22 protein-coding genes, 3 tRNA genes and 1 pseudogene are annotated in these 25,487 nt (G+C 59.9%); 4 read left to right on the forward strand and 22 right to left on the reverse strand.

Annotation, left to right across the window (positions count from 1 at the left end):
• The first annotated feature begins 1 nt into the window (after nt 1).
• Complete coding sequence (locus RCJ92_RS02560) at nt 2-784, forward strand: spermidine synthase (protein WP_446753691.1); 783 nt, start codon at nt 2-4, stop codon at nt 782-784.
• Here the strand turns inward: RCJ92_RS02560 and rsmD are convergent.
• The 4 genes from rsmD to RCJ92_RS02580 are packed head-to-tail and all read right to left on the reverse strand — an operon-like array spanning nt 761 to nt 5,602.
• Nucleotides 761-1,345, reverse strand: coding sequence for a 16S rRNA (guanine(966)-N(2))-methyltransferase RsmD (gene rsmD, locus RCJ92_RS02565; protein ID WP_446753692.1), 585 nt, complete (start codon nt 1,343-1,345; stop codon nt 761-763). The two genes, RCJ92_RS02560 and rsmD, sit on opposite strands and share 24 nt — an antisense overlap.
• Before the next feature lie 36 nt (nt 1,346-1,381).
• Nucleotides 1,382-3,568: an ATP-dependent DNA helicase RecG gene (locus RCJ92_RS02570; RefSeq protein WP_446753693.1), complete on the reverse strand. Its 2,187-nt coding sequence runs from the start codon at nt 3,566-3,568 to the stop codon at nt 1,382-1,384.
• The gene (locus RCJ92_RS02575; RefSeq protein WP_446753694.1) at nt 3,561-4,523 is read right to left on the reverse strand and encodes a DAK2 domain-containing protein; all 963 of its coding nucleotides are present in this window, start codon (nt 4,521-4,523) and stop codon (nt 3,561-3,563) included. Before RCJ92_RS02575 ends, RCJ92_RS02570 begins: the two co-directional genes overlap by 8 nt.
• A gap of 20 nt (nt 4,524-4,543) precedes the next feature.
• Nucleotides 4,544-5,602 carry an LCP family protein gene (locus RCJ92_RS02580; protein ID WP_446753695.1) on the reverse strand — a complete coding sequence of 353 codons (1,059 nt, stop codon included), beginning with the start codon at nt 5,600-5,602 and terminating at the stop codon, nt 4,544-4,546.
• Nucleotides 5,603-5,752: 150 nt separating this feature from the next.
• Here RCJ92_RS02580 and RCJ92_RS02585 point away from each other — a divergent pair, with 150 nt between their 5' ends.
• Nucleotides 5,753-6,193, forward strand: coding sequence for a DUF3515 domain-containing protein (locus RCJ92_RS02585; RefSeq protein WP_446753716.1), 441 nt, complete (start codon nt 5,753-5,755; stop codon nt 6,191-6,193).
• Nucleotides 6,194-6,256: 63 nt separating this feature from the next.
• Here RCJ92_RS02585 and RCJ92_RS02590 read toward each other — a convergent pair whose 3' ends face one another.
• The 6 genes from RCJ92_RS02590 to leuC all read right to left on the reverse strand — a co-directional run bounded on the left by RCJ92_RS02590 (nt 6,257) and on the right by leuC (nt 12,881).
• Nucleotides 6,257-7,378 carry a D-alanine--D-alanine ligase family protein gene (locus tag RCJ92_RS02590; RefSeq protein ID WP_446753696.1) on the reverse strand — a complete coding sequence of 374 codons (1,122 nt, stop codon included), beginning with the start codon at nt 7,376-7,378 and terminating at the stop codon, nt 6,257-6,259.
• On the reverse strand, nt 7,375-8,412 hold the full coding sequence (locus RCJ92_RS02595) for an NAD(P)H-dependent glycerol-3-phosphate dehydrogenase (protein ID WP_446753697.1): 1,038 nt from the start codon (nt 8,410-8,412) through the stop codon (nt 7,375-7,377). Before RCJ92_RS02595 ends, RCJ92_RS02590 begins: the two co-directional genes overlap by 4 nt.
• 3 nt (nt 8,413-8,415) lie before the next feature.
• Nucleotides 8,416-9,201: a lysophospholipid acyltransferase family protein gene (locus RCJ92_RS02600; protein WP_446753698.1), complete on the reverse strand. Its 786-nt coding sequence runs from the start codon at nt 9,199-9,201 to the stop codon at nt 8,416-8,418.
• 4 nt (nt 9,202-9,205) lie between these two features.
• Nucleotides 9,206-10,546, reverse strand: a complete 1,341-nt coding sequence (murA, locus tag RCJ92_RS02605) for a UDP-N-acetylglucosamine 1-carboxyvinyltransferase (protein WP_138178327.1) — start codon at nt 10,544-10,546, stop codon at nt 9,206-9,208.
• A gap of 266 nt (nt 10,547-10,812) precedes the next feature.
• Nucleotides 10,813-11,418 carry a 3-isopropylmalate dehydratase small subunit gene (gene leuD / locus RCJ92_RS02610; protein ID WP_446753699.1) on the reverse strand — a complete coding sequence of 202 codons (606 nt, stop codon included), beginning with the start codon at nt 11,416-11,418 and terminating at the stop codon, nt 10,813-10,815.
• Nucleotides 11,419-11,432: 14 nt separating this feature from the next.
• Nucleotides 11,433-12,881: a 3-isopropylmalate dehydratase large subunit gene (gene leuC / locus RCJ92_RS02615; protein WP_446753700.1), complete on the reverse strand. Its 1,449-nt coding sequence runs from the start codon at nt 12,879-12,881 to the stop codon at nt 11,433-11,435.
• Between the two features lie 114 nt (nt 12,882-12,995).
• Here leuC and RCJ92_RS02620 point away from each other — a divergent pair, with 114 nt between their 5' ends.
• The gene (locus RCJ92_RS02620) at nt 12,996-13,727 is read left to right on the forward strand and encodes an IclR family transcriptional regulator (RefSeq protein ID WP_138178322.1); all 732 of its coding nucleotides are present in this window, start codon (nt 12,996-12,998) and stop codon (nt 13,725-13,727) included.
• Between the two features lie 58 nt (nt 13,728-13,785).
• Here RCJ92_RS02620 and thiL read toward each other — a convergent pair whose 3' ends face one another.
• The 7 genes and pseudogenes from thiL to RCJ92_RS02655 form a co-directional block, all read right to left on the reverse strand.
• Nucleotides 13,786-14,802: a thiamine-phosphate kinase gene (thiL, locus tag RCJ92_RS02625; RefSeq protein WP_446753701.1), complete on the reverse strand. Its 1,017-nt coding sequence runs from the start codon at nt 14,800-14,802 to the stop codon at nt 13,786-13,788.
• 7 nt (nt 14,803-14,809) lie between these two features.
• The gene (locus RCJ92_RS02630) at nt 14,810-16,453 is read right to left on the reverse strand and encodes a GTPase (RefSeq protein ID WP_446753702.1); all 1,644 of its coding nucleotides are present in this window, start codon (nt 16,451-16,453) and stop codon (nt 14,810-14,812) included.
• Nucleotides 16,450-18,219, reverse strand: coding sequence for a dynamin family protein (locus tag RCJ92_RS02635; RefSeq protein WP_446753703.1), 1,770 nt, complete (start codon nt 18,217-18,219; stop codon nt 16,450-16,452). The genes RCJ92_RS02630 and RCJ92_RS02635 overlap by 4 nt, the downstream gene beginning before the upstream one ends.
• Before the next feature lie 93 nt (nt 18,220-18,312).
• A tRNA-Glu gene (locus RCJ92_RS02640) sits at nt 18,313-18,385 on the reverse strand.
• 45 nt (nt 18,386-18,430) lie between these two features.
• Nucleotides 18,431-18,503, reverse strand: a tRNA-Glu gene (locus tag RCJ92_RS02645).
• A gap of 48 nt (nt 18,504-18,551) precedes the next feature.
• A tRNA-Gln gene (locus RCJ92_RS02650) sits at nt 18,552-18,623 on the reverse strand.
• Nucleotides 18,624-18,692: 69 nt separating this feature from the next.
• Nucleotides 18,693-19,160 (reverse strand): annotated as a pseudogene (locus RCJ92_RS02655) (HAD family hydrolase); the annotation flags it as partial.
• 211 nt (nt 19,161-19,371) lie between these two features.
• Between RCJ92_RS02655 and RCJ92_RS02660 the strand changes: the two are divergent.
• Nucleotides 19,372-19,524 carry a hypothetical protein gene (locus RCJ92_RS02660; protein ID WP_446753704.1) on the forward strand — a complete coding sequence of 51 codons (153 nt, stop codon included), beginning with the start codon at nt 19,372-19,374 and terminating at the stop codon, nt 19,522-19,524.
• Here RCJ92_RS02660 and gltX read toward each other — a convergent pair.
• The 5 genes from gltX to RCJ92_RS02685 form a co-directional block, all read right to left on the reverse strand.
• Nucleotides 19,521-21,026 (reverse strand): glutamate--tRNA ligase, encoded by a 1,506-nt coding sequence (gene gltX / locus RCJ92_RS02665; protein ID WP_446753705.1) that lies wholly within the window; start codon nt 21,024-21,026, stop codon nt 19,521-19,523. The genes RCJ92_RS02660 and gltX overlap by 4 nt on opposite strands.
• A gap of 147 nt (nt 21,027-21,173) precedes the next feature.
• Nucleotides 21,174-21,938, reverse strand: coding sequence for a fumarylacetoacetate hydrolase family protein (locus tag RCJ92_RS02670; protein ID WP_446753706.1), 765 nt, complete (start codon nt 21,936-21,938; stop codon nt 21,174-21,176).
• An 8-nt stretch (nt 21,939-21,946) separates the two neighbouring features.
• A complete protein-coding gene (galE, locus tag RCJ92_RS02675; protein WP_446753707.1) occupies nt 21,947-23,053 on the reverse strand; it encodes a UDP-glucose 4-epimerase GalE in 1,107 nt (368 codons plus the stop codon).
• A 79-nt stretch (nt 23,054-23,132) separates the two neighbouring features.
• On the reverse strand, nt 23,133-24,227 hold the full coding sequence (locus tag RCJ92_RS02680; RefSeq protein WP_446753708.1) for a branched-chain amino acid aminotransferase: 1,095 nt from the start codon (nt 24,225-24,227) through the stop codon (nt 23,133-23,135).
• 124 nt (nt 24,228-24,351) lie between these two features.
• Nucleotides 24,352-25,410, reverse strand: coding sequence for a 3-isopropylmalate dehydrogenase (locus tag RCJ92_RS02685; protein ID WP_446753709.1), 1,059 nt, complete (start codon nt 25,408-25,410; stop codon nt 24,352-24,354).
• Nucleotides 25,411-25,487: the final 77 nt, after the last annotated feature.

Consider the following 25,487-nt stretch of genomic DNA (forward strand, 5'->3'; position numbering starts at 1 on the left):
TGTGGCAGAACATCATCCCTCCCAATGGCTGAGCATCCGTCAAGCCCATGCCGTTATCGAGACGGATCCATTGATTGCCGGCGCCAAGGTGCTCTCCATCGGCGATGCCCCGCAGTCTCATGTCAATATGGATCACCCGAGCGAGATCGCCTACGAGTACCTGGCTCGTATTGCCAACCACATGAAAGTCCTCTATCCAACAGCCGAGCCTCTCCGTTTGTTGCATTTGGGAGCGGGCGCCCTGACTCTGGCACGGTGGGCGGGGCAACAATACCCGGGCAGCACACAAGTCGCCGTGGACCTCGAACGAGAACTTGTCGACTTCGTCCTTCGAGAATTGCCCCTGCCGGCAGGAACACATCTAAACACGATCACTGCAGATGCGCGCAGCGTGTTGACTTCAGAGTTGGCTAACGAGATCTACGATGTCATCGTCCTGGACATCTTCAGCGGACCGGACGCCCCCGAACATCTCACCACCCCGGACTACTATGGACTGTTGGCTTCCCGGCTCTCCCCCGAGGGCGTACTGTTCGTCAACATCGGAGATGACCCACCGCTGCGCTTCACGGACAGTCAGGTTGCAGCCGCGCGGGCCAATTTCCACTTCGTTGCCGTCAGCGCCCCGACCGAAATGTTCAGCCGGAGATATCCAGGAAACCTCGTACTTAGCGCCACCAATCGATCGGTGAATTCCTCCACCGTCGAGGAATGGAAGACTGCGGGGCCTCATCCTTCGGAAGTGCTCAGTGGAACCGACCTAGATCGGTTCGGCAAACCATAGATGGGTTTCCCCGTATTTTTTATCGGCCAAGGGCGCTAGCGCCTCGGGCCACCGAGGCGCAGAAGAACGGCTCGAACGCTCTACCACCACGGTTGCATCATCAGCCAAAACTCGGGTGATTTTCTGCAAGGTCTTCGCCAGTTCGTCATCCGTCAAGGGATACGGCGGGTCCAAGAACACGAGGTCAAAGGTGCGGCTAGGATTCCCGGTTTGGTTATCAAAGAAACCTTCCAGCACCGTATCGACACTGCCTCGGCGCACGTGGATGGTTTCGGCTTTTAGGACGCGGTTAATGGCTCCGGCGTTTTGCTGACACACCGCCGCTGCCTTGAGCGCTTTTTCAACCAGGAGGACGTTGCGAGCCCCGCGGCTGGCGGCCTCGCAGCCCAGTGCCCCGGAGCCGGCAAACAGATCCAATACGCGCGCGGACTGCAAGACACCCCAGCTTTCCAGCCGAGAGAACAAGGCCTCCTTAACCCGGTCGGTTGTGGGCCGGGTGGCGTTCCCGGGAACAGACTTGAGACTGATTCCACCGGCGGCCCCTGCAATGATGCGGCTCATGATGTGCCCTTCCCTGAATCGCTCAAAAACGTCACTTTAGTTCTTCTCTAGGAATTCGCGGGTGGAGTCATCCACCCAGGAAGCAAGGGTCGTGGCAAGACGTGGAAAATCAGTCTTCCATGTCCCTGATCTCGTCAATAGCGCCACGTCATCGCGTGCCCTCTCGATGATGTTCCGGTCCTTCATCACACTGAGCACCTTTAGCGATGAACGGCTGCCCGACTGCTGGACTCCGAGGATGTTGCCTTCCTTGCGTTCGGCCAGATCCGCTTCGGCAAGTTCGAACCCGTCAATGCTTCCCACCACGGTGCGCAGCCGGTTCACCGAGGGGTGATCCGCATCCAACCAGGTGGTGAGCAAACAGGTGCCGGGCAAGCCACCGCGGCCTACTCGACCGCGCAGCTGGTGGAGCTGGGAAATACCAAAATTTTCTGCATCAACGATGACCATCAACGTCGCGTTATGAACGTCAACACCAACTTCAATGACCGTCGTGGAAATCAGCACATCAATCTCCCCGGCAGCAAATTCTTCCATGATTGCGTGCTTGTCCTCGGCGTGCAATTGGGAATGGAGCGACTCCACGCGCACCTGGTTGAAGAGCGGGATGAAGTGCATCAGCTCATGCATGGCCTCGACGCTCATTGGTTCCCTGCCGCCCGCAGTCGCAGATACAGCGGGCACGCCGCTCTCACCGCGAGTGTCGGAAATACGAGGGCATACTACATACACCTGGTGCCCCTTGGACACTTCCTCGGCGATCCGGTGAAACATGCGCTGCTGATACCCGGGCAGCTGCAGCGGTACCAGGTGCGTGGTGATGGGAGCCCGGCCAAAGGGCATTCGCCGGATGGTGGAGATTTCCAAATCACCGAACACGGTCATAGCGACAGTTCGGGGTATCGGGGTCGCGGTCATTACCAGCGTATGCGGGACCGAGTCGTTGCCCTTGGCACGCAGCGTGTCCCGCTGCTCAACCCCGAAGCGGTGTTGCTCATCAACTACGACCAGCCCGAGGTCAGCGAACTGAACCTGCTCTCCCAGCAAGGCGTGGGTCCCGATGATGAGCCCGGTTTCGCCACTGGCAATCCCCAGCAGAGCCTGTCGGCGTTGCGCAGTTTTAGCCGAGCCGGTCAATAGGGCAACACCGGTGCCTTCACCCTGACCAAAGAGGCCAGGATCAGCCAGGGGTCCGAGCATGCTCCGGATAGATTCGTAATGCTGAGTCGCCAAGACTTCGGTCGGGGCCAGCAGCGCTGCCTGTCCCCCGGCGTCAATGACCTGAAGGATGGCTCGCAGGGCCACCAAGGTCTTTCCGGAGCCAACTTCGCCCTGCAGCAGTCGATGCATGGGGTGCGCTTTTTGCAGGTCGTCGCTGATTTCCCTCCCCACGGTGATCTGCTCGTCGGTCAGTTGGAAGGGCAGGTTCGAATCAAAGCGGGCCGCGATTCCTGCGGCTTTGGGTGGACGGGGTGTGGCCCGCTGCTGGCTGACCTCGCTGCTGCGCTCGGCTAAGGACAACAGCAAGAGCAGCGCTTCCTCATAAGCGAAGCGGTCGCGTGCCCGGTACCCGTCACGGATCTCCTGGGGCTGATGTCGTTCCAGCAGGGCTTGGAAGCGGTTGACGTAGCCGCGGGACTCCAATAGGTTCTGTGGGATGAATTCCGGGACATCGGCGGGCGATAGACGGTCAAGTACGAGCTGCATCAGATCGCGGATCTTCTTATTCGGCATTTTGGCTGATGCCGGGTAGATCGGGATGGGTCGTGGGTCGGCTTCGGCCGCCTCATCTAGGATCGCGTACTCCGGCTGGCTGAGCTGCAGGTGGTCCTGATACCAGCTGACCTTGCCGGAGAACATTGCCACGGTGTCGTGCTGGAGTTCGTTGCGGGCCTGATATCCGTTGAAGAATGTCATCCGCAGTTGCTGACCGTTGGCGTCGAGCTCATCGCTGACGGTTACCTCAAAGATGAATCCCCGTCGGGAGTGCATTTTGCGCTGGCTGGTGTTTACCACGCGGGCAACAATGGTGACGTGTTCGTCGTAGGGAAGCTCCGAAATCGGGGTCAGTTCCCCTACTTCGACATAGCGTCGCGGAAAGTGTGCTAAAAACTCACCGACTGTTTCATAGCCGAAGGCCTTCTGCAGCTGTTTGGCATTGTTGCCCCCAACAACCGTAGCCAAAGGAGCTTCAAGCAGGGAGCTGCGCGTCATTTCAGGCATCGTGGTGGCATAGGTCGGTGATACTAAGGTTGACCGGCTCGGCATGCTGGCGAATCAGGGCCAATGCCTCTTCGGGTTCGGGGACGTGCACGTGTACGCGCCAGCGGAACGCCTCGCCCCGCTGGTTCACCGGTGACATGATCACCGAATCACCAATGGAATCCAATTGCCCGCGCAAAGTAGCGGCACCGAGTGCATCCAAGGTGACGGTGCACATCACCTCTACCCCTTCGGCGTTGTCCACCGAAAGGTGGACGTGCGGGTCTTGGATGTTGTATCCGTGGAAGGTTTCATAGAATTCAAACTGCGCGTCCGTGCCGCGCACTGCGGCGCACAATTCATCAATGATGATCAACATGCCGACAGCGCCGGCATCCACTACGCCGGCTTCCGCCAGGCTCGGCAGTTCATTTTCTGTTCCCTGGACAGCCAGCCGGGAGGCCTGGGCGACTTGTGTCAGCAGTTCGTCCAGCGCTGCTCGGCTTTCCGGGTCATGCTTCAGATGTATTACGGTGCTGCTCGCCGCCAAGGCGGCAGCGTTGATTACCGAAAGCATGGTTCCGTCTACTGGGTCGCTGAGAGCGGACCATGCCCGCACCTTTGCTCGTTCCAGGCCTGCCGCTAACCCGGGCGCGGTGAGACGGTCAGCGCCGATCAGCGGTTCAGCCAAACCGCTGAGGAAGACGGCAAGCAATGTTCCGGAGTTGCCACGCGCGGACTCCATGGCGGCGCGGGCGGCTATTTCCAGATATCCACCCACGTCCGGGCTGTCCAACTCACTCACGGCGTCATGTCCGGCGCGGGCGGTGAGATACAGGTTGCTGCCTGTATCACCGTCCGCGACCGGAAAGACGTTAATCGCGTTGAGCCGATCCGAGTGATTGCCTAGACTCTTGACACTCCGTTCCAGCCATTGGGTGATGGCTCGTCCGGAGGTATCGAGTTTTTGGCTCATGGGGAATCAATCTTTCTGCATCATCGTGACAAGTCTGTGGACGCCACGAATTCGTCGACCTTATCGTCTTGGAGGGCCTGACCAAAATCATTAATGACCTCCATGTCGGGGATCACAATCGATTGTCCGTCAGCGGACCTTCCTGGTCCCTTGTTTGGGAGTGTAAAGAACGTCATATCCGAGGAACGGATGTCCAGCATCCCACTGGCAAGTTTCGCAATGGTACCGGCGTCCAGGGAATCATCGACTGCAATGAATGGAGCCATTTCATTGACTACACTAGAGACCTTCGACGGGCTCGTTAGCGTGTCCTTAGAAATGATTTGACTTAGCAGTGCTTTGACAAATAGCTGTTGATTCTTCACGCGCTGGTAGTCGCTACCGCCTGGTCCGGTGAAGGTCTTACGCTCGCGAACGAAAACCAGGGCTTCTTCACCATTAAGTGTTTGGACGCCCGCTGGAAAGTAGTAGTTCTTGTTGTGCACGGGACGGAAGGCAATGGGGTTATCGATGGTTACTCCGCCGACTGCATCGGTCATGCCCTTAAAACCCTCGAAGTCGATGGAAGCAACGTGATTGATTCGGACACCAAAAAGATTCTCCAAGGTCTCGACGGCCTTGGGAACTCCACCGCTGGCGAAGGCACGGTTAATTTTGGCCGTACCGACACCCGGGATGTCCAGCCAAGTGTCCCGCATGATCGACGTCACGAAAATGTCGTCTCGGTCAGCAGGAATATGAACCAGCATCATCGTATCTGAGCGGCCACCGTTGGGAAGTGTTGCAAAACCTTCATCCTCGCCCTCTGAACGCTGTTCGCGCGTATCGCTTCCCAAAAGCAGGATATTGACTGCGTCCTTTGACTCGTCCTTAACTTCCGGACGTGTTTCCTCAGCTGGGAAGGCATCCGGGAGGCGCTGCGACTTCTCATCGAACGTGCGCCCAAGATTCCAGATGTAAAGACCCGCAACGAGCGCGGCGACGACAACTAGAGAAACGACTGTTATGAGGACGGCCAGACCGCGCCGCTTCTTCTTGCGAGGACGTCGCTCATCCAGCACGGTAGTTCGTTCAGACATATGCAACCTTTCACACTTTTAACTCACTACATCTTAGCTATCAGAAATGACAGGTACGCTAATAAGGTGGCCAAAATGAGTTTTCTTCGCAAACCGTTATCAAGTCGAGTCTCAAGATTCAGTAAACGCGCAGGCTTGGTTGCTGGCTCCATGGCCGCCGTCACACTTTTGACGGGGTGCCAAGCTGTGCTGAACGTTGAAGCCGCACCAGATGCCGCGAATCCTCGCTGCGCCGACATGATGGTAGTCCTCCCAGAAGTCATGGGTGACGTTGAAAAGCGCCCGACCAGTTCTCAGGCTACTGCGGCGTGGGGAGATCCTGCTCAAGTGGTGCTACGGTGCGGCGTCCAGGTGCCCGGCCCCACTCCGGACCCCTGCGTCTCGGTCAACGGGGTTGACTGGATTGCTCGGGAGGGAGACGACGGGGTGTGGACACTGACCACCTATGGACGGAGCCCGGCCACGGAGATTCTCTTAGATCCTCAAGAAATTCCCTCGAGCACTGTCACGGCTTCTCTGGCTGATGCTGCAAGCAAGATCCCTGCCGAGCGTAAATGCGTCTCGTACGACAAGGCCCTAGACAACATGTAGGAACACGAACCAATAGGCAGCACCCGGCATACCGGGTGCTGCCTATTGGCAGTAAATCACGCCTTAGCGCAGTCCAGTCGTACGTTCCAACGCCAGATCAATCAGTCGATGAATCAACTCCGGGTACTCAATGCCGGTCTTTTGCCACATGTGTGGGTACATACTCGACGGAGTAAATCCGGGCATGGTGTTGATTTCATTGATGATCCACTCACCTTCCGGGGTGTAGAAGAAGTCAACCCGAGAGAGTCCTTCCGCGTTGACGGCGTCGAATGCCTTGACCGCCAGGTCACGAATGGCGGCAGTGGCTTCATCGCTGAGCACCGCCGGGCAGGTCAGTTTTGCCGCAGCGCCGTTGACGTATTTGGCTTGGAAATCATAGAAGGCGTTATCCGGGCTTTCCACCGCAATCTCGCCGGGCAGTGAAGCACGTGCAACGTTAGCGCCGTTGCCCTCCAGCACGCCACACTCGATTTCACGACCTTCAATGCCCTGCTCAACGATGACCTTGGGGTCCTCGGCGCGAGCAAAGTCAATCGCGGCCGCCAGTCCATCCTTGGAATCAACCTTCGTGATGCCAACAGAGGAACCAGCACGAGCGGGTTTGACGAATAACGGGTAGTCCAGGACATCACACTTATCGAGGCAAGCCTGTGGCTCGCGCTGCCATTCCTTGTTGCCGATGACAACGTAGGGCCCCACGTTAAACCCTGCTGCCTCGAAAATGACCTTCATGAAGTGCTTATCCATGCCGACAGCGCTGGCTGCGATGCCGGAACCGACATAGGACACTCCGCTGATTTCCAGCAGGCCCTGAATGGAGCCGTCCTCGCCAAAAGGTCCATGCAGGAGTGGGAAGACCACGTCGACCTTGCCCAGATCCTCGACCGTGTCCCCGTTCCGGGCGATCAGCCTGGTTTCCACGCCGTTGCTCGAAAGCGCCACGGCGGTGCTCACACTGGTGATCTCGGGCAGGTCGCTGCCGGTCAGCGACCAGTCGCGCGGATCCTCTTCGACGAGTGTCCAGGCACCCTTGCGGGTGATTCCCACCGGAATGACCTCGAACTGTTCCGCATCAATGGCATGCATGACGCCGGCAGCCGTGACACAGGAGACCGGGTGTTCGGAGGACTGGCCGCCCATCAGAAGCAGGACTCGCGGTTTGGTTTCCTTGGCCTCACTCATGACTGCGGCTCTCCTTCGGATTTAAGGTCACGTGCCAGCAAGCGCTGGGCCATGTTTTCCACGCTCAAGTTCCCCTCCAAAACCATGGTGACGGCCTCGGTGATGGGCATATCCACTCCATGTGCCGTGGCAAGGTCAAAAACGGCCCGTGCTGATTTGATGCCTTCAGCCGTCTGCGACATGCGGTCGTTGACTTCTTCCAGGAACAGGCCCTGGCCCAACAGGCGACCGGCTGTATTGTTGCGTGATAACGCCGAGGAGCAGGTGGCCACCAGGTCCCCTAGCCCGGAAAGTCCGGACAGGGTGTCCATGCGTCCGCCCAGGGAGAGAACTAGGCGGGTGGTTTCGGCAAGACCTCGGGTAATGACGCTGGACTTAGTGTTGTCTCCGTAGCCCATGCCATCGCACATTCCCACGGCCAGCGCGATTATGTTCTTGACAATTCCGCCGAGCTCAACACCCAGCACGTCATCATTTGTGTAGGGACGGAAGTATGGAGCCGAGCAGAGTTCGGCAATCCAGCTGGCGACTTCCGGGTCGGTGCACGCCACGACGGATGCCGTTGGCTGCTCCCGGGCGATTTCCATGGCGAGGTTCGGGCCGGACAGCACCGCGACCTTGTCCTGTGGCAGAGCAGTTACTTCGGCGATCACTTCACTCATGCGAAGATCGGTACCGCGCTCCAGGCCCTTCATCAAGGACAGTAGCACCGCCCCGGTCTCCAGGTACTGTTTGAACTCAGCGAGCTCGCTGCGCAAGGACTGCGAAGGAATGGCCAGAACCACCAGATCGGCTTGGGCAAGTACTTCGGCCTTGTCACTTGAGGCGCTGATATTCGCTGGCAGTTTGGTTTCGCGCAGGTACCGCGAGTTCGTGTGCCGCTCGTTGATCTCAGCCGCTGCTTCGCTACGCCGCGCCCAGATCATCACGGGAATGTCATGATGCTCCACCGTGTCTGCCAGCACCTTGGCGAAGGTGGTCCCCCAGCTTCCGGCTCCCATGACGGCGATCTTACGTGGCAAGGTTTTCGGCACTTTTCAGTCCTCTACGGCTGGCTTGTTCTTTTCGGTGACAGAAGTTGATGCTTCATAGCTGGAACCGGTGGCCGCCTGGCCGTGCTCGCTGGGATCCCATAGCTTGGCTGGCGGCTCTTCACCGCGCAGCTCGGCCTGCAAACGGGTCACCTCACGCATAATGCGGTCCGTGGCCTCCTGCAGGACGCTGCGGGTCCTCGGACCATTGCGCAAATCATCCAGGTCCACCGCGGGTCCGGCTGAGACCACCACGTGCTTGCGCGGAAACAGGTTCAGTTTCTTGCTGTAGCGTGGCAGCAGTTCCTGGTCGCCCCAGTGCGCCATGGGCACAACCGGGGCACCGGTCTGCAGGGCCAGCCGCGCCGCGCCCGTGTGTCCCCGCATGGGCCACAGGTTCGGGTCGCGGGTCAGCGTTCCCTCTGGGTAAATGATGATTACCCCACCCGCGTCCAGCACCTGCTTGGCCACCACCAGTGAGTCACCGGCTGCGCTGCTCTTGCGCGCCACGGGCACCTGCCCGGAGGCTTTCATGATCCAACCCAGCACGGGGGCTGTGAACAATGATTCCTTGGCAAGCCAACGCGGCAATCGGCCATTGCTGTACATGACGTGGCCAATCACGAGCGGGTCGATCTTGGTGACGTGATTGACGCAGAGGATGAAGCCGCCCTGCGGAAGGGAGTCAAAGCCCTTCCAGGTCTTGCCGATCAAGGCATTCATGACCGGCCGAACGGCGCCGGCCAGGCCTGCAAAGATCAGCCTGGACTTCAGTGGTTCCTTGCTCACCATGCTGTCAGCTGCCAACCTTCACTCCCGCTTCGTGGAGCTCTACGTTGGCGCCCAGGGAGATGAGCTTTTCAGTGAAGTGCTCATAACCGCGGTTGATGATTTCAATTCCAGTTACGGTGCTGGTGCCTTCGGCGGCCAGGGCCGCGATCAGGTGGGAGAACCCGCCACGCAGGTCCGGGATATCCACGTCGGTACCGCGAAGGTCGACTGGGCCCATGACAACCGCAGAGTGCTTGAAGTTGCGGTGGCCGAAGCGGCAGGGGGTGGAGCCAAGGCAGTCCACGTGAACCTGTACGGTTGCGCCCATTCGCTGCAGCGCCTCGGTGAAGCCGAAACGGTTTTCGTACACGGTTTCATGGATCACCGATACCCCGCTGGCCTGGGTCAAGGCCACCACCAACGGCTGCTGCCAGTCGGTCATAAACCCTGGGTGGACGTCGGTTTCCAGGATCAGCGGGTTCAGCTCGCCACCGGGGTGGTAGAAGCGGATGCCATTGTGCTTGACCTCGAACTCGCCGCCGATCTGGCGGTATACGTGCAGGAAGGCGGTCAGGTCCCGCTGCTGGGCATCCTCGACGAAGATATCCCCCTTGGTTACCAGTGCGGCCGAAGCCCATGAGGCAGCCTCATTGCGGTCCGGAAGGGCGGTGTGGTCATAGCCCTGGAGCTCATCCACACCCTGGATCCGGATGATCCGGTCGCGGTGCACGGAGATGATGGCACCCATCTTCTGCAGCAGCGCGATCAGGTCCAGGATTTCCGGTTCAATAGCGGCGTTGCGCACCTCGGTCACGCCGCGGGCGCGAACAGCCGAGAGCAGTACCTGTTCGGTGGTGCCCACCGACGGGTAGGGCAGATCGAGTTTGGCGCCAGACAGGCCCTGGGGCGCGGAGATCCGGATGCCGTCTTCACCCTTGTGAACTACGGCGCCGAATTCGCGCAGAACATCCAGGTGGAAATCGATGGGTCGGTCACCAATCCGGCAGCCGCCCAGGTCGGGGATGAAGGCCTGGCCGAGCGAATGAATCAGCGGGCCACAGAAAAGAATCGGGATGCGCGAGTCACCAGCATGGGCGTCAATCGCGCGGTTGGAGGCGGACTTCGCGTCGGTGGGATCCATCGTCAGGTCCCCGGTCTGCGGGTCCTGCGTGACATTGACCCCATGTAGTTCCAGCAAGCTGCGCACCACTGAAACGTCCTTGATTTCCGGGACGTTGCGCAGGACCGAGGGCGTATTGCCGAGCAAAGAGGCAACCATGGCCTTAGGAACCAAGTTCTTGGCTCCGCCAACTCTTACGGTGCCTTTCAGTGGCACACCACCATGGATTGTCAGGATCTTGCCCATGAATGAATTACCCTCATCACGTAGTTGAAACTGTCCACTGCCTTCGGATTCCGAAAGTGGATAGGACTAAGCCAGCATACCGCCTGGTCCTGTGTCCTCTTGGTTCCAACGTTGCGAGCCGTCCACATTATTTCCGTCTTATCAGGCAATTCACACCACATCTTGGGAAAGCACTGCGCTGAAGGGTAATGAGGGCGGCACCGCCGCCTTTCCGAAGAGGATGCGGGTGGTGCCGCCCACAGCATGATGTGACCGAATAGCAGGAGTCAGCTGACGGTGCGTGCTGGCAGGGTCTTCGGTTTGAAGGAAGGTCGTGACTGCTCGTATTCAGTGATGGCGTCCTCGTGCTGCAGCGTCAGACCAATGTCATCCAGCCCCTCCATCAGGCGCCAGCGGGTGTAGTCGTCAATATCGAACGGGGCAACCAGGGAACCACAGGTGACAGTCCGGGAGTCCAGGTCCACGGTGATCTGCGTACCTGGATTGTTGTCCAGTTCCTTCCAGATCAACTCAATGTCATCCTGAGCCAGCTGGGCCGCCACCAAGCCCTGTTTTCCGGAGTTGCCCCGGAAGATATCGGCAAACCTTGATGAGAGCACTGCCTTGAACCCGTAGTCCTTCAAGGCCCACACGGCGTGTTCACGAGAAGAGCCGGTGCCGAAGTCGGGACCCGCCACCAACACGCTGCCTGAGGAGTAGGGCTCCTGGTTCAGGATGAAGTTCTCATCCTTGCGCCAGCCGGCGAACAGCGCGTCCTCGAAACCGGTACGAGTAATGCGCTTGAGGTAGACGGCCGGGATGATCTGGTCGGTGTCCACGTTGCTCGAGCGCAGGGGAACACCGATTCCGGTATGGGAGGTGAACTTTTCCATGGAAGTGTTCCTTTCTAGACGGCAACCGGAGTCTGGGCGACATCCGAGGGTGAGGACAGGGTTCCACGAATGGCCGTGGACGCGGCGACCAGTGGTGACACCAGGTGGGTTCGCCCACCCTTGCCCTGGCGTCCCTCAAAGTTGCGGTTCGAGGTTGAGGCGCAGCGCTCCCCTTCCGAGAGCTGGTCCGGGTTCATGCCCAGGCACATGGAGCACCCTGCGAAACGCCACTCGGCCCCAAAGTCCTTGAAGATCTTGTCCAGGCCCTCGGCCTCTGCCTCCAGGCGAACACGAGCCGAGCCGGGGACCACGATCATGCGCACGTCCGGATCCTTTTCCCGCCCCTTAATGATCTCTGCGGCGGCGCGCAGATCCTCCATGCGCGAGTTCGTGCAGGAGCCCAGGAAGACGGTGTCCACCCGGATGTCCTTCATGGGGGTTCCAGCTTCCAAACCCATATACTTCAGGGCACGTTCGCAGGCCTGACGGTCATTTTCATCTTCGAAGTCCTCGGGACTTGGCACCGAGTCCGACAGCGACACACCCTGGCCCGGGTTCGTTCCCCAGGTAACGAAGGGCTCGAGTTCGTCCGCGTTCAGGAAGACTTCGGCGTCGAATTCGGCGCCTTCGTCCGTATGCAGGGTCTTCCAGTACTCGACTGCGGCATCCCAGTCTTCGCCCTCCGGTGCGTGTGGGCGTCCCTTGACGTACTCGAAGGTAGTCTCATCCGGTGCGATCATGCCGGCACGGGCTCCGGCCTCGATGGACATGTTGCAGATGGTCATGCGTGCATCCATGGACAGGGAGCGGATGGCCGAGCCCCGGTATTCCAGGACGTAGCCCTGTCCCCCGCCGGTGCCAATCTTGGCAATCACAGCCAGGATGATGTCCTTGGATGTGACACCGGGCTTAAGTGTTCCCTCCACGTTGATGGCCATGGTCTTGAACGGCTTCAGGCTCAGGGACTGGGTGGCCATGACATGTTCCACCTCGGAGGTGCCAATGCCGAATGCCAAAGCACCGAAGGCTCCGTGGGTGGAGGTATGGGAGTCACCGCACACCACGGTCATGCCCGGCTGGGTCAGACCCAGCTGGGGCCCGACCACGTGCACGATTCCCTGTTCCTTGTCGCCCAGCGAGTGCAGGCGCACCCCGAATTCCTTGCAGTTATCCCGCAGGGTGTGGATCTGGGTACGGCTGGTCAGGTCCGCAATCGGCTTGTCAATGTCAAGCGTGGGAGTGTTGTGGTCTTCGGTCGCGATGGTCAGATCCGGGCGACGCAGCTTCCGACCAGCCAGGCGCAGCCCCTCAAAGGCCTGCGGGCTGGTGACCTCATGCAGTAGATGAAGGTCAATGAAGATCAGATCGGGCTGACGCGCGGCTCCTTCGCCCTCTCCGCGACGCACGACGTGGGCGTTCCAGACCTTCTCGGCCAGTGTCATGGGTGACTGCTGCGCAGACATACGACACACTCCTTCAACTTGTTCTTCCTACAGTTTCCAGTGTGCCAGCGCTTGGGCAGAGTTTTCCAATATGCGGACTTGAATCTCAAATACTGAGATGGAAGGATGTCTTTCATGACAACTAGCAGCGGTGTCGGCGTGCTGGACAAAGCCGTCGCGATACTCAACGCCCTGGAACAGGGCCCATTCTCCCTGGCCCAACTCGTGGACGCTACCGGCATCTCCCGTCCCACGGTTCACCGAATCGCCCAGTCGCTGGCTCATCATGGCTTGGTTGGGCGGGACATGCACGGTCGTTTTGAACTCGGTAACCGACTGGTTGAATTGGCTGGGGCAGCGGGTGAAGATCGATTGGTCACGGCCGCCGGCCCGCTGTTGGTTCGGTTACGTGACCAGACCGGCGAAAGCACCCAGGTCTTCCGCAGGCAGGGGGAATACCGCGTATGCATTGCCAGTGCGGAGCGTCCGGTGGGACTTCGGGACACCATCCCCGTCGGTACGCAATTGTCCATGAAGGCAGGTTCAGCGGCCCAGGTGTTGTTGGCCTGGGAAGACAACGAGCGTCTGGTCGACGGGTTGCGCAGCGCCCGTTTCACTCCCACCATTCTTGCCGGGGTGCGCCGCCGCGGTTGGGCGCAGTCGCTGGGCGAACGCGAACCGGGTGTCGCCTCGGTTTCGGCGCCGGTTCGCGGACAGTCCGGAAGGGTGATCGCCGCCCTGTCCATGTCCGGCCCCATTGAGCGTCTGACCCGTCAGCCAGGCAAGATCCACCACGAGGCGGTCGTGCAGACGGCCGACGAACTCTCGGAGCTGTTGCGCGTCCAAGAGGACGCACCTGCCTACTAGCAGCACCCGGCAGCAGCATTCGGGGCAAGCCAGCGGTTATACCTGGCGCTGTGACCGGTCAGGAAAAGTGGTCAAACCCTTCGCTGGTCGACATTTGCTCACCATCAATGGTGATGGCGGTCCCCTTGCTGCCCGCCGTTGCGACCTTTCCGATGATGCTGAATTCCTCTGGAATGGTGGCATCCTTGGGGAAGGTCGCCAGCAATCCGAAGTCCTCTCCCCCATACAAAACCCACTGCATGGCTTCCTCACCCAGGAAGTCAGCCGCCGGCTGCAGCCGGCGGGCAAAGTCGCCCAGTGGCTGGGAATCCAATGCCAGTGTCACCTCGCTGGCGGTTGCCAGACGCTGGGCATCAATCATCAGGCCGTCGGAAAGGTCAAGCATCGCGGTGGCGCCGGCTTCGGCAGCCCGCGGACCGGATTCCAACGGTGGCACCGGGCGGCATTGGCCCTGCACCACGCGGCGCAGAGCACGGCTCCACGAGTGCTCGGAATCGGGTTTGTCGAGCAGCGCCAAGCCCGCCGAGGCCATACCAACCCGGCCAGCCACCGCCACGACATCCCCCGGCTTCGCGCCGCTGCGCAGCACCCGTCCCTTGCTGGTCTCTCCGAGCGCGGTGGTGGTGACGGAGATTTCCTTGGACAGCCCCAGGTCTCCACCGAGAACGGCGATCGGGTGTTCGCTCAGCTGCCGCAGCGCCTGTGCGAACCCGCGGGCGAAATCCTCAACCCAACCGATGCTCGTCTTGCCGGGCAGCGATAGGGAAATGACCACGCCAGTGGGCTGGCCACCCATGGCATTGATGTCTGAGAGGTTCTGGGCGGCAGACTTCCATCCAATGTCAAAGGCCTCATGCACCGCGCCGCTGGGCCATTTCAGCCGGAAATCCTGGTCCTCGACGATGGTGTCCACGGTCACCAGGACTTCACCGGTGCCGATCTGCAAGACGCCGGCGTCATCCCCGGGGCCGAGCACGACACCCTGAGATTTGAAGATGGGGAGGATGACTTGAAGAATTCCGCTTTCGCCGATGTTTGCCACGGTGCGTTCGGAAGTCTGTACGTGATCAGTCACTCTAAACCTATTGCACTCTCTTTGCTGCTTGGCGAATCATTCCGGCGAAGCTGTTGTATCGATCCACGTGTTCCCCTGTTGGATCCACGACTTCCTGCCGCACGACCTGCGCTACTGACTTGTTCAAGTTCCCCAAGGCTTTCTTGCGCTTGATCCTAGCGAGTAGCCGATTGAAAATCGAGCCGCCAAGGCCAAGCACAATACCTACTAGGATACCGCCGAGCAGCAGCAGGGTGGGAATCGCAATTCCCTCAATTCGTGGTGGTTCGGGCAAGGAGAACTGCATGAACTGGGCGGCAGCCAGCGCGCCGAGCCACAGGGCACCTGCGGCGGCGAGCACCACGCTTACCCATTGCAGGATTTTGATCAGCGGCCACCACCAGGAACCCTTTTCCACTCCCAGCGGCGTCGAGGCAATCGCCAGGTCGATTGGCCCTTCCATCCGCTCTCCGGCCTCCGCCATGTCATCCAGCAACGGTTGCCGCCAGCTTGGCGGCATCGGTTCGGTGGCCTGGTGAACATAGCCATCCACTGCCCGGTCAACCGCGGCTACTTCCCCCGCGGAGAGTTCTGGCCGCGAGGTCAGGGACAGGTCGCTGGGTTTCTCGTTTCGGCCCAGATTCATTCGCTGCAACGGGTCGTTTCGCAAACGAGTGAGCCAGGACGTCAACGGCCAGCCAGTGCTCTTGGCGGCCCGCAACCGGTAGGACGTGCCCACCGCGTCAGCGATTCGCTCGGTTCCGTGGGCCGCAGCCACGCTTCGCTCCAGCTGTTGTTGAGATGATTTTCCCGGTAGGGAAACCCGGGAGGCGGGAAGCTCCTCCTCCAACTGCCGGGCAATGGCGTCAACATCGTTGCGAATCCGCTGCGTTGCCAGTTCATGCCGTCGCATGACGGTGACAATCTGGCTTCGCACTTCCTCTACGCCTTCCCCGGTCAATGTTGAAGCCACCACGACTGATACGTCCTTCAGCCCCTGGTCCCTCAGCAGGCTCTTCAGTGAGACAAGAACGTCCTCCCGGTCGGATGGTGAGAGGGTGTCGATTTGGTTCAGCACCACCATCAGATTGCCCGCTTGGGCACCCAGGCTGGACAAATAGCCGTGGTGGATGCTGGCATCAGCGTACTTTTGCGGATCCAGCACCCAAATGAGAAAGTCCACCTGCCCGGCAAGTCGTGCGGCGATCTGGTGATGTTCAACGGAAGTGGAATCCATGTCCGGCAAATCCAACAGCAGTAATCCGCTGGTGTGCGCCGCCTTGCGGCTGGAGGCCGCTCCCTGCAACGGTTCACTCATACTGTGGCGTTCTGGAACTTGCAGCCAATCGAGCAGTTCCGCCGCGTTCTCCGGCTTCCATACGGCGGCCACCGCAGCGCGGGTGGTGGGACGCACCACGCCGGTCAACGCGATGTCCTTCCCTACCAGGGCATTGAACAAGCTGGACTTGCCGCTGCCGGTGGCCCCGAAGAGCCCGATGACCGTGTGCTCAGCCGACAGTTCCCGCCGTGCCGCTGCCTTGTCCAGCACAGCCTGGCTCTCCTGGTAGTGGACTGGATCCATAAAGTCGCCACCGAGTTCCAGCGCCTGGTTCAAAGCATTGATCTGTTCGGTCAGATTTGATGCGGCACGCTGCCGTTTGCGCTCGCTCAAGAATTTCCTCCGTCCCGCCCCAGCACGCCGATTTGTTCGGCCAGCTCACTGGCAACACTTTGCTCTAGGACATGCTCCGTGGCGCGCGTGTAGTTCCCCTCGTAACGTTCTATCAAGGCGCGGCAATGTTCCTGGAGCAGGACGCTCGCCCGCTGCGACATGCGGCGCACAGCGTCTTCGCCGAAGATCGCCTCCAGCAGCTTTTGCCCAACGACTGCCGAACCTCCGGCGATTCCCACTTCCAACCCGGTCAGGCCGGCGGTGGAGGCGAAGACCACCACCATGAGCGCTACCGCCAGCCCGTTGACCCCGAAGGCGGCGATACGCGCGGTCTTGCGCTTGCCGGCGCCTTCCTTGCGGATCATATCCAGCACATCACGTTGCCAGTCCCGGATCGTTTGCGCAGCATCCTCGGGAAGATCCGCCGACGGACGGGGAGAAGCAATACCCAGCAGCAGTTCGGTGCCCGGTGCGGAGGCAACCCACCGCCGATCCACGTCCTGGCATGCCTTGGTGATTTCATTGACCAGCACCAGGTGGAGTCCGGTCTCAATGGCGCTCTCGACCTTCTTGGGGGTCGGTGGTCTTCCCGTAAAGAAACCGGCAACACGGTCTCGAACCCGGCCTACGGTTCCCTCAAGACCGCGCATCAGCTCCCCCGCACCGACAAAGTCCTGCCATCTGGCCAGGATTTCGCCACGTAGCAGGGAACCATCGTGCACCGAGCCCTGGGTTCGCTCCAGGGCCAAGTCAAAGCGTTCCCGGACATACTCCTGAAGCGCGCCTACTTCCCTATCCTGCTCATTGGCTGCGGCCACCAGGGTGTCGAGATCCTCCGCCAACTGCTCCAAGGCACCGCGTAGGGTTTGGGCCGCTACCCTCCGGCGTTCGGCCGCGTCGGCGGCCAAGGACTGCAGCCAAGCCCCAAGCTGCTGGACTTCTTCATAGGGGATCAGTCCTTCTTCGGTTAGCTCCGCTTCATGGATCACCTGCAACAGCTCCGGGTCAATCCCGTGGGCCTCCAGCAGGGCTGCCAGCTCGGGCACAATTTGAGACTCCGCTCCATGCGGCACCCGGTTTAGGATCACCGAAACCGTCACCGAACGGCGCCCGGCGGATTGCAGCAGCTGCCAGGGGACGGCATCCGCGTAGCGGTTCGCGGTGGTGACAAAGATCCAGAGGTCCGCCGCGTTCAACAGCTGTCCGGCCAATTCACGATTCTCATCTGCAACGGAATCAATGTCGGGAGCATCCAATAGCGCCAGCCCCGATGGAATTTGTTGGTCGGCCAATAGGAGCAGTGCATCTGAACGCTGCAGACTTGAGGCGTTCTGGTACCCGCTGCCGGTCAGCCGGGTCAGGGAAGGCAGGATTCTTGAACTAGTGAACCACTGGTGGTCATCTGGGTGATGCACCAGCACCGGCGTGCGGGTCGTGGGACGCACGGCCCCGGTACGGGTAACGACATGCTGAAGCAGTGAATTGACCAGAGTCGACTTGCCAGCCCCAGTGGAACCACCGACCACGCCCAGCAGTGGCGCGTGGGCATTGCGAGTCCGAGGTAGGAGATAATCACTGATCTGGTTCCTGATCGTGGCTTTCAGTTCCCCGGGATCCCCGGTTTCCCACCGATAGCCGTGCACGAACAGCAGCCGAGCCAGGATGTCCTCCAGCCCCACCAAAGTCCGCTCCAGCGCACTGGCTTGTCCTTCAGTGCTGTTCGGCTGCTGCGCTGGACTCTGGCCAGTGGAAGATATCGGATCCATATGCCCATCTTGCCCGAAAGTGAGGTCAGGGCAAGAGGGCACACGCAGCGGGTACAACAAAAGCCACGGTTTCCCGTGGCTTTTGTTCCTGCGTGACCCCAGCGGGATTCGAACCCGCGTTACCGCCGTGAGAGGGCGGCGTACTAGGCCGCTATACGATGGGGCCGCAAAACCCCGATGACTCGGGGAACCTAAGATGAAGAAAAACTTGTGACCCCAGCGGGATTCGAACCCGCGTTACCGCCGTGAGAGGGCGGCGTACTAGGCCGCTATACGATGGGGCCGCACGCTAAGAACTTCTTCTTAGCTCACCAAATAAATTTGGTGAAGCGCTGGGATACCAGGACTCGAACCTAGAATGACGGAACCAGAAACCGTTGTGTTGCCAATTACACCATATCCCATTGTGACCTGCGGCTTTTCGGAAAGCTCAGCTTTTCGAACTTTCCTGTTCGCCTCAGCACGAGATATAACTATACCGGCGTTTTCGGAAAGAAACAAATCGAGAGTGCTCCCGCTGTCCGAGCCGCCAAATCCCTTGAATTCTCGCGGATTTCACGGGTTAGCTCGGTCAGATTTTCCACTCGCGCCGATTCGGAATTCTTGTGACGTGCCCCACGATCCAGCAAGACTGCCGGCAGTCCGGCATTCCTTGCCCCCACCACATTGTTTATGGGGTTGTCGCCCACGTAAAGTGTCCTGCCCGGATCGGTTCCCAATTGCTCACAGCCGGCCAGGAAGGGAGCTGCATCAGGCTTCGGGGCACCGGCGGTACCCGAACCAATAACCACTTCGAACATGTCGAGTCCAGCAAGCCTCAGCTTCTCACGCTGATATGCCGCAACATTGTTACTCACGGCACCGAACGGGATACCTTGGGCCGACAGCGCCCCAAGGTGCTCGAGAACGTCTGAAAAGGGCTTCCAGGCGCTTCGAACCCGGGATTCGTACCTTTGCCCCCCAGCCTGTCAGCGCCAAGGCATCTGGCGCCGGAACTGAAGCGAGGCCATACGCCCGCTGAACACGCAGAATACGTTGTTCAGTAAACGTCAGTTCGCCAGCCATGCAACGTTCATAGGCGTGGGCCCCGCCATCGGCAAAGTCGCCAGCAATCTGTAACCGCAGCGCGTGGTCCACGACGGAGAAATTGTCGTGAACCATGGCCAGGAACCCGTCGACCGCATCACTACGCACATCAACGAGCGTATCGTCAACATCAAAAGGAACGCCCTCGACGACTCCCGAAAGAACGAGAGTGTCGAGGGCGTCAGCTGTTTCAGCCGCAGCGGCGATAACCGTTTCTAGCGGCCTTCACCAAAGGCCCGAAGCCGATTGAGGCTTGATTCCCTGCCCAGGATCTCCATGGATTCAAACAGCGGCGGTGAGACCTTCTTGCCGGAGACCGCCACGCGAGCCGGACCGAAGGCGTGACGCGGCTTCAGCTCCATCTCCTCGACGAGCTTTGCCCGCAGGGCTTCCTGGATTGCCGCTGCACTCCACTCGGTGAGCGGCTCCAGTGCCTGGATGGAGGCCTGGACAACCTCGCCAAGATTGGCCGGCATGCCCTTCAATGCCTTCTCATCCACGGTGATCTGCTCGTCGGCCAGGAAGAGGAAGGCCATCATGTCGGCCGCTTCTCCCAGCAGGCCCACACGCTCCTGGACCAGCGGTGCTGCAGCATCCAGGATCTGCGCCTCCCGCTCGTTCAGTTCCTCACCGATCAGGCCTGCGGCCTGCAGGTAGGGAACAAGCCGGTCCCTGAAGTCCTGCGGCTCCAGCATGCGCACATGGGTGCCATTGATGGCTTCGGCCTTCTTCTGGTCGAAGCGTGCCGGGTTGGAGAGCACGTCCTTCACGTCAAAGGCCTCGATCAGCTGCTCCCGGGTGAAAATGTCTTCATCCGCGCTCAGTGACCAGCCCAGCAGTGCCAGGTAGTTCAGCAGCCCCTCGGGGATAAAGCCGCGTTCCCGGTGCAGGAAGAGGCTGGATTCCGGATCACGCTTGGACAGCTTCTTGTTGCCCTGGCCCATGACGTAGGGCAGGTGACCGAAGCGCGGCATGTACTTGGCTACGCCAATGTCATGCAGCAACGCGTAGAGGGCGATCTGGCGCGGGGTGGATGAAAGGATATCCTCGCCACGCAAGACGTGGGTGATCCCCATCAGCGCGTCGTCCACCGGGTTCACCAGGGTGTAGAGCGGTTTCCCATTGGCGCGCACCACCACGAAGTCCGGGACCGAGCCCGCCTTGAAGGTGATTTCCCCGCGGACCAGGTCAGTGAAGCTCAGGTCGGTGTCGGGCATGCGAACACGCAACACCGGCTCGCGGCCCTCTGCCTTGAACGCGGCAACCTGCTCATCGGTCAGCTCGCGGTCAAAGTTGTCGTAGCCGAGCTTGGGGTCACGGCCGGCGGCTCGGTGGCGGGCCTCAATCTCCTCCGGGGTGGAGTAGGACTCGTACAGATGACCGGCAGCACGCAGCTTGGCAATGACGTCCTGGTAAATGTCGTTGCGCTGGGACTGGCGGTACGGCTCGTGCGGGCCACCGACGTTCACCCCTTCATCCCAGTCGATGCCCATCCAGTCCAGCGCGTCCAGCAGCTGGTTATAGCTTTCTTCGGAGTCGCGGTTGGCGTCGGTGTCTTCGACACGGAAGATCATCTTGCCACCGGTGTGCCGAGCGTAGGCCCAGTTGAACAGCGCGGTGCGGATCAAGCCTACGTGCGGAGTGCCGGTTGGCGAGGGGCAAAAGCGGACCCGGACGGGAGTGTCATCGGTTACTGCGGGAATCAGCGATAGATCAATCATGATGACTTCATTCTATGCCCACTTCTGGCGGCCGCTCCATTCTGCGCTAGAAAGACCGCAAAGAGAAGCAGGACCTCTAGTTATCCAACCTAGAGGTCCTGCTCAAACTCTTTACTAACCGCGGTAAAGCGCTGAAAGCTTCAATTCTCAGCGTCGGAAAATGTTGCCAAGACTACCGATCTCTTCGACCTCGACCTCGACTCGGTCCCCTTCACGCACCTCGCCCACACCTGCAGGGGTGCCGGTCAATATCACATCGCCCGGCAACAACGTGAAGGCTTCAGAAGCTCGGGCAACAAGTTCGTGAACTGACCAGATCAGTTCGTTCGTGGACCCGTCCTGCTTCACCTCACCGTTAACCCTGGTGACAATCCCGATGTCGTCGGGATTATCCAGCTCGGTCTCGATCCATGGGCCCAGGGGGCATGAACCGTCAAAGCCCTTGGCGCGAGCCCACTGCAGGTCGCTGCGCTGGGCATCCCGGGCGGTCAGATCGTTGGCCGCCGTGTAGCCGAAAATAACTTCGGGCACTTTTTCCACGGGAACGTCTTTGCAAATGCGTCCGATCACCACGGCCAGCTCCCCCTCAAAGGAGACTTCGTCGGAAAACGAAGGAAGCGTGACCGGTTCATTGTGTCCCACCACGGAGGTGTTGGGCTTGAGGAACATGATCGGCTCCGGCGGTACCTCATTGCCCAGCTCTTCAGCGTGTTTGCGATAAGTGCGTCCGAAGGCCACCACCTTTGAGCGAGGAATGATGGGGGCCACCAGGCGGATATCGTCGAGCTCGTGGCTTTGTCCGGTGAGTTTGATCCCTTGGAAGAAGGGGTCGCCCGCCAGGGTGTGGACTTTTTGCTCTTCAATAACGCCGTACAGAGGGTCAGCGTCTACTACGAATCGTGCAATGCGCATTGCTTTACCTAGTTACTTTCTTTGGCGTTCTTGGGATCTGAGACGCGTTGCGCCGCCAGAAGCATCTCGTTATTTAGCTGCTCATCCGAAGGTGAAGAGTCCTCGTCCGGGAAACCGGTGGGATTGTTCTCCTGCCAGCGCCACATGTCGCGGACCATCTGCTCCAATCCACGCTCGGATTTCCAGCCCAGCTCGAGCCGCGCCTTAACTGGATCAGCATAGTTTTCAGCGACATCCCCGGGCCGACGCTCAACGATTTGATAGGGAATGTCTTTCTCCGCTGCCCGCCCAAAGGCCTCGATCACCTCCAGCACACTGGAACCTTCACCCGTCCCCAAGTTCCAGACAAAAGATCCGGTGCGGTCTGAAAGATAGTCCAGGGCAGCCAGGTGTCCGGACGCCAGGTCGACGACGTGGATGTAGTCGCGCACGCCGGTGCCGTCCACAGTTGGATAGTCTCCGCCGAAGACGTTGACCTGCTCACGGCGTCCGATCGCTACCTGTGCCACATAGGGCATGAGGTTGTTCGGGATTCCCTGAGGATCTTCCCCGATACGACCCGACTCGTGGGCGCCTACCGGGTTGAAGTAGCGCAGGGCGGCAATGGACCAACGCTCATCTGCCGCCGCAAGCTCTTCAAGCATCTCCTCGATGTGAAGCTTGGTGCGCCCATACGGGTTGGTCGCGCTGCGCGGGGTGGACTCCACCAGGGGAAGCTCGGTCGACTCGCCGTACACCGTGGCCGACGAACTGAAGACCAGCTGACGGCATCCGGAAAGTTCCATGGCGTCCAACAGATTCAAGGTGCCGGTGACGTTGTTACGATAGTACATCAGTGGCTTTGAGACCGACTCACCGACGGCCTTCAATCCGGCAAAATGTATTACTGCATCGGGAGCTGTTTCAACGACAACCTCGTTTAGGCGATCAGCGTCCAGCAAATCAACGTTGAAGAAGCGAGGAGCCCGACCGGTGAGGGCAGAGACACGACGCAGTGATTCAGGCGAGGAGTTGCTGAAGTTGTCGACAACGACCACCTCGTGCCCTTCTTCGAGCAACAACAGAACGGTGTGGGAGCCGATGTACCCAGCTCCACCGGTGACAAGTACGCGCATCGTATTCCTTTAGCTTCGCGGACGAACGGCTCGGACTTCAAGGAAAAGCCCGAGCCATTCTATCGATACTGCCTGCTCGTTACGCCAGCTGCTCCAGCCAGCCGTGACGGTCTTCCACGGTTCCCAGCTGGATGCCCAGCAGTTCTTCACGAATGGCCATGGTGACTTCCCCGGCAGCGGCCTGAGGGTCCCCAATAACCTCATCCCCATTCTTCAGAACACCGATCGGGGTGATCACGGCCGCGGTTCCGCAGGCGAAGACTTCGCTGATGTCACCGCTGTTAACTCCTTCACGCCATTCATCCAGGGTGATGGTCCGTTCCTCGACCTTCATCCCGCGGTCCTCGGCGAGCTGCAGCACCGATTCACGGGTTACGCCCTCCAAGATGGTTCCAGTGAGCGCCGGGGTGACCAGTGTTCCATCCTTCATGACAAAGAACACGTTCATTCCGCCAAGCTCTTCGACGGCATTGTTGTTGAACGGGTCCAGGAAGAGTACCTGCTTGCATCCGTTGGCCTCGGCTTCCATCTGGGCGACCAGGGAGGCAGCGTAGTTGCCGCCGCACTTGGCATTGCCGGTGCCGCCGCGACCGGCGCGCGCGTACTTGGTGGAGACCCAGATGGACACCGGCTTCAGCTCGCCGCCGAAGTAGTTTCCGGCCGGCGAGCAGATTACGCGGTAGGACACTTCGCGTGCTGCCCGCACCCCAAGGAAGGCCTCGGTGGCGATCATGAACGGGCGAATGTACAGCGACTCGCCTTCTTCGGAAGGAACCCACTGAACATCTGCCTTCACGAGCCTACGCAGGGACTCCACAAACAGCTCCTCGTCGAGCTGCGGAAGGGCCAGACGGGCTGCGGAGCGGTTGAGACGCGCGGCGTTCTTGTCGGGCCGGAAGGTCCAGACGGTGCCATCTGCGTGGCGGTAGGCCTTCAGGCCTTCGAAGATTTCCTGACCATAGTGCAGTACCGAGGCAGCCGGATCCAGGGCAATGGGCCCGTAAGGTTCAATCCGTGCATCATGCCAGTTGCCGCCCTCGCTATTTTCGTTGGCGGTCCAGTCAATCACGGCGGTGTGATCCGTAAAGAAGTCACCGAAACCCGGGTTCGCCAAGATGCGGGCGCGCTCTTCGTCGGTGGCGCGATTCGTTGAGAGATGTTCGGTGAATTCCATATCGACCTAGGACTTCCTTACTTCGGTGACGAAAAACGGGTGCCCACGCCTAAAGCGGAACACCCGTTCGTGGTTGCGCCCATCAGGGAAGATTCACTTCGCCAGCTGGGCTTCTATGTGTAGCTTATGCCAGCAGTGACACAATTGCATCGCCGATTTCGGCCGTGGTGCGCTGATCGGTCAATTCCTGCCGTGAGGTGATCTCTTTTTCGACAGCCTGCTCAACCGCGGCGGCTTCCTTGGATAATCCCAGGTGGTCAAGCATCAATGACACGGACAGGATCGCTGCCGTGGGATCGGCCTTCTGCTGCCCGGCGATATCCGGCGCAGAGCCATGCACCGGCTCGAACATCGAGGGATAGGTCCGGTCCATGTTGATGTTGCCGCTGGCGGCCAAGCCGATGCCCCCGGTGATGGCGCCGGCCTGATCGGTAAGAATGTCGCCGAAAAGATTGTCGGTGACAATGACATCGAACCGGGAAGGGTCGGTGGTCAGGAAGATGGTGGCGGCATCCACGTGCAGATAATCGTGGGTCACCTCCGGGAAGTCCGCCGACACGGCCTCGACCGTGCGACGCCACAAGTGTCCAGCATGTACGAGGACATTGTGCTTATGCACCAGCGTTACGTGCCTGCGGGGGCGTGCCGCAGCTCGGGTGAAGGCATCACGCACCACGCGCTCCACACCATAGGCGGTGTTGACCGAGACTTCGGTGGCGATTTCGTGGGCCGTATTCGTTCGTACCGATCCCCCGTTGCCGACATACGGCCCCTCGGTGCCTTCCCGCACCACGATGAAGTCAATGTCGCCAGGATTGGCCAGAGGGCTCTCAATCCCCGGGTACAGCCTGGCTGGTCGCAAGTTCACAAAGTGATCGAGGGAAAAGCGCAGCTTGAGCAGCAGTTCACGTTCAATAAGCCCGGAAGGGATGCGGGTATCCCCCGGCGCGGCACCAACGGCTCCGAAGAGGATGGCGTCGTGCTTCTTGATTGACTCCAGGGTTTCCGAGCTCAGGCTCTCCCCCGTGGCCAGCCAGTGCTCGGCTCCTAGGGCGTAGTCCGTGAGTTCAACCTGTGTGGCGCTGGCGTTGGTGGCAACCTTCAGAACCTTAACGGCTTCGGCCACAACCTCGGGCCCGATGCCGTCCCCGGGTATGACTGCAATATTCAATACGTTTCCCATGTTTAGATCCTAACCGGAGGAATCCAACATGTGAGAAGTCGTCTCATTATATGAACTCAGCTGTATTCTCCTCTCAT

It is taken from the genome of Glutamicibacter sp. BSL13, assembly GCF_052928425.1.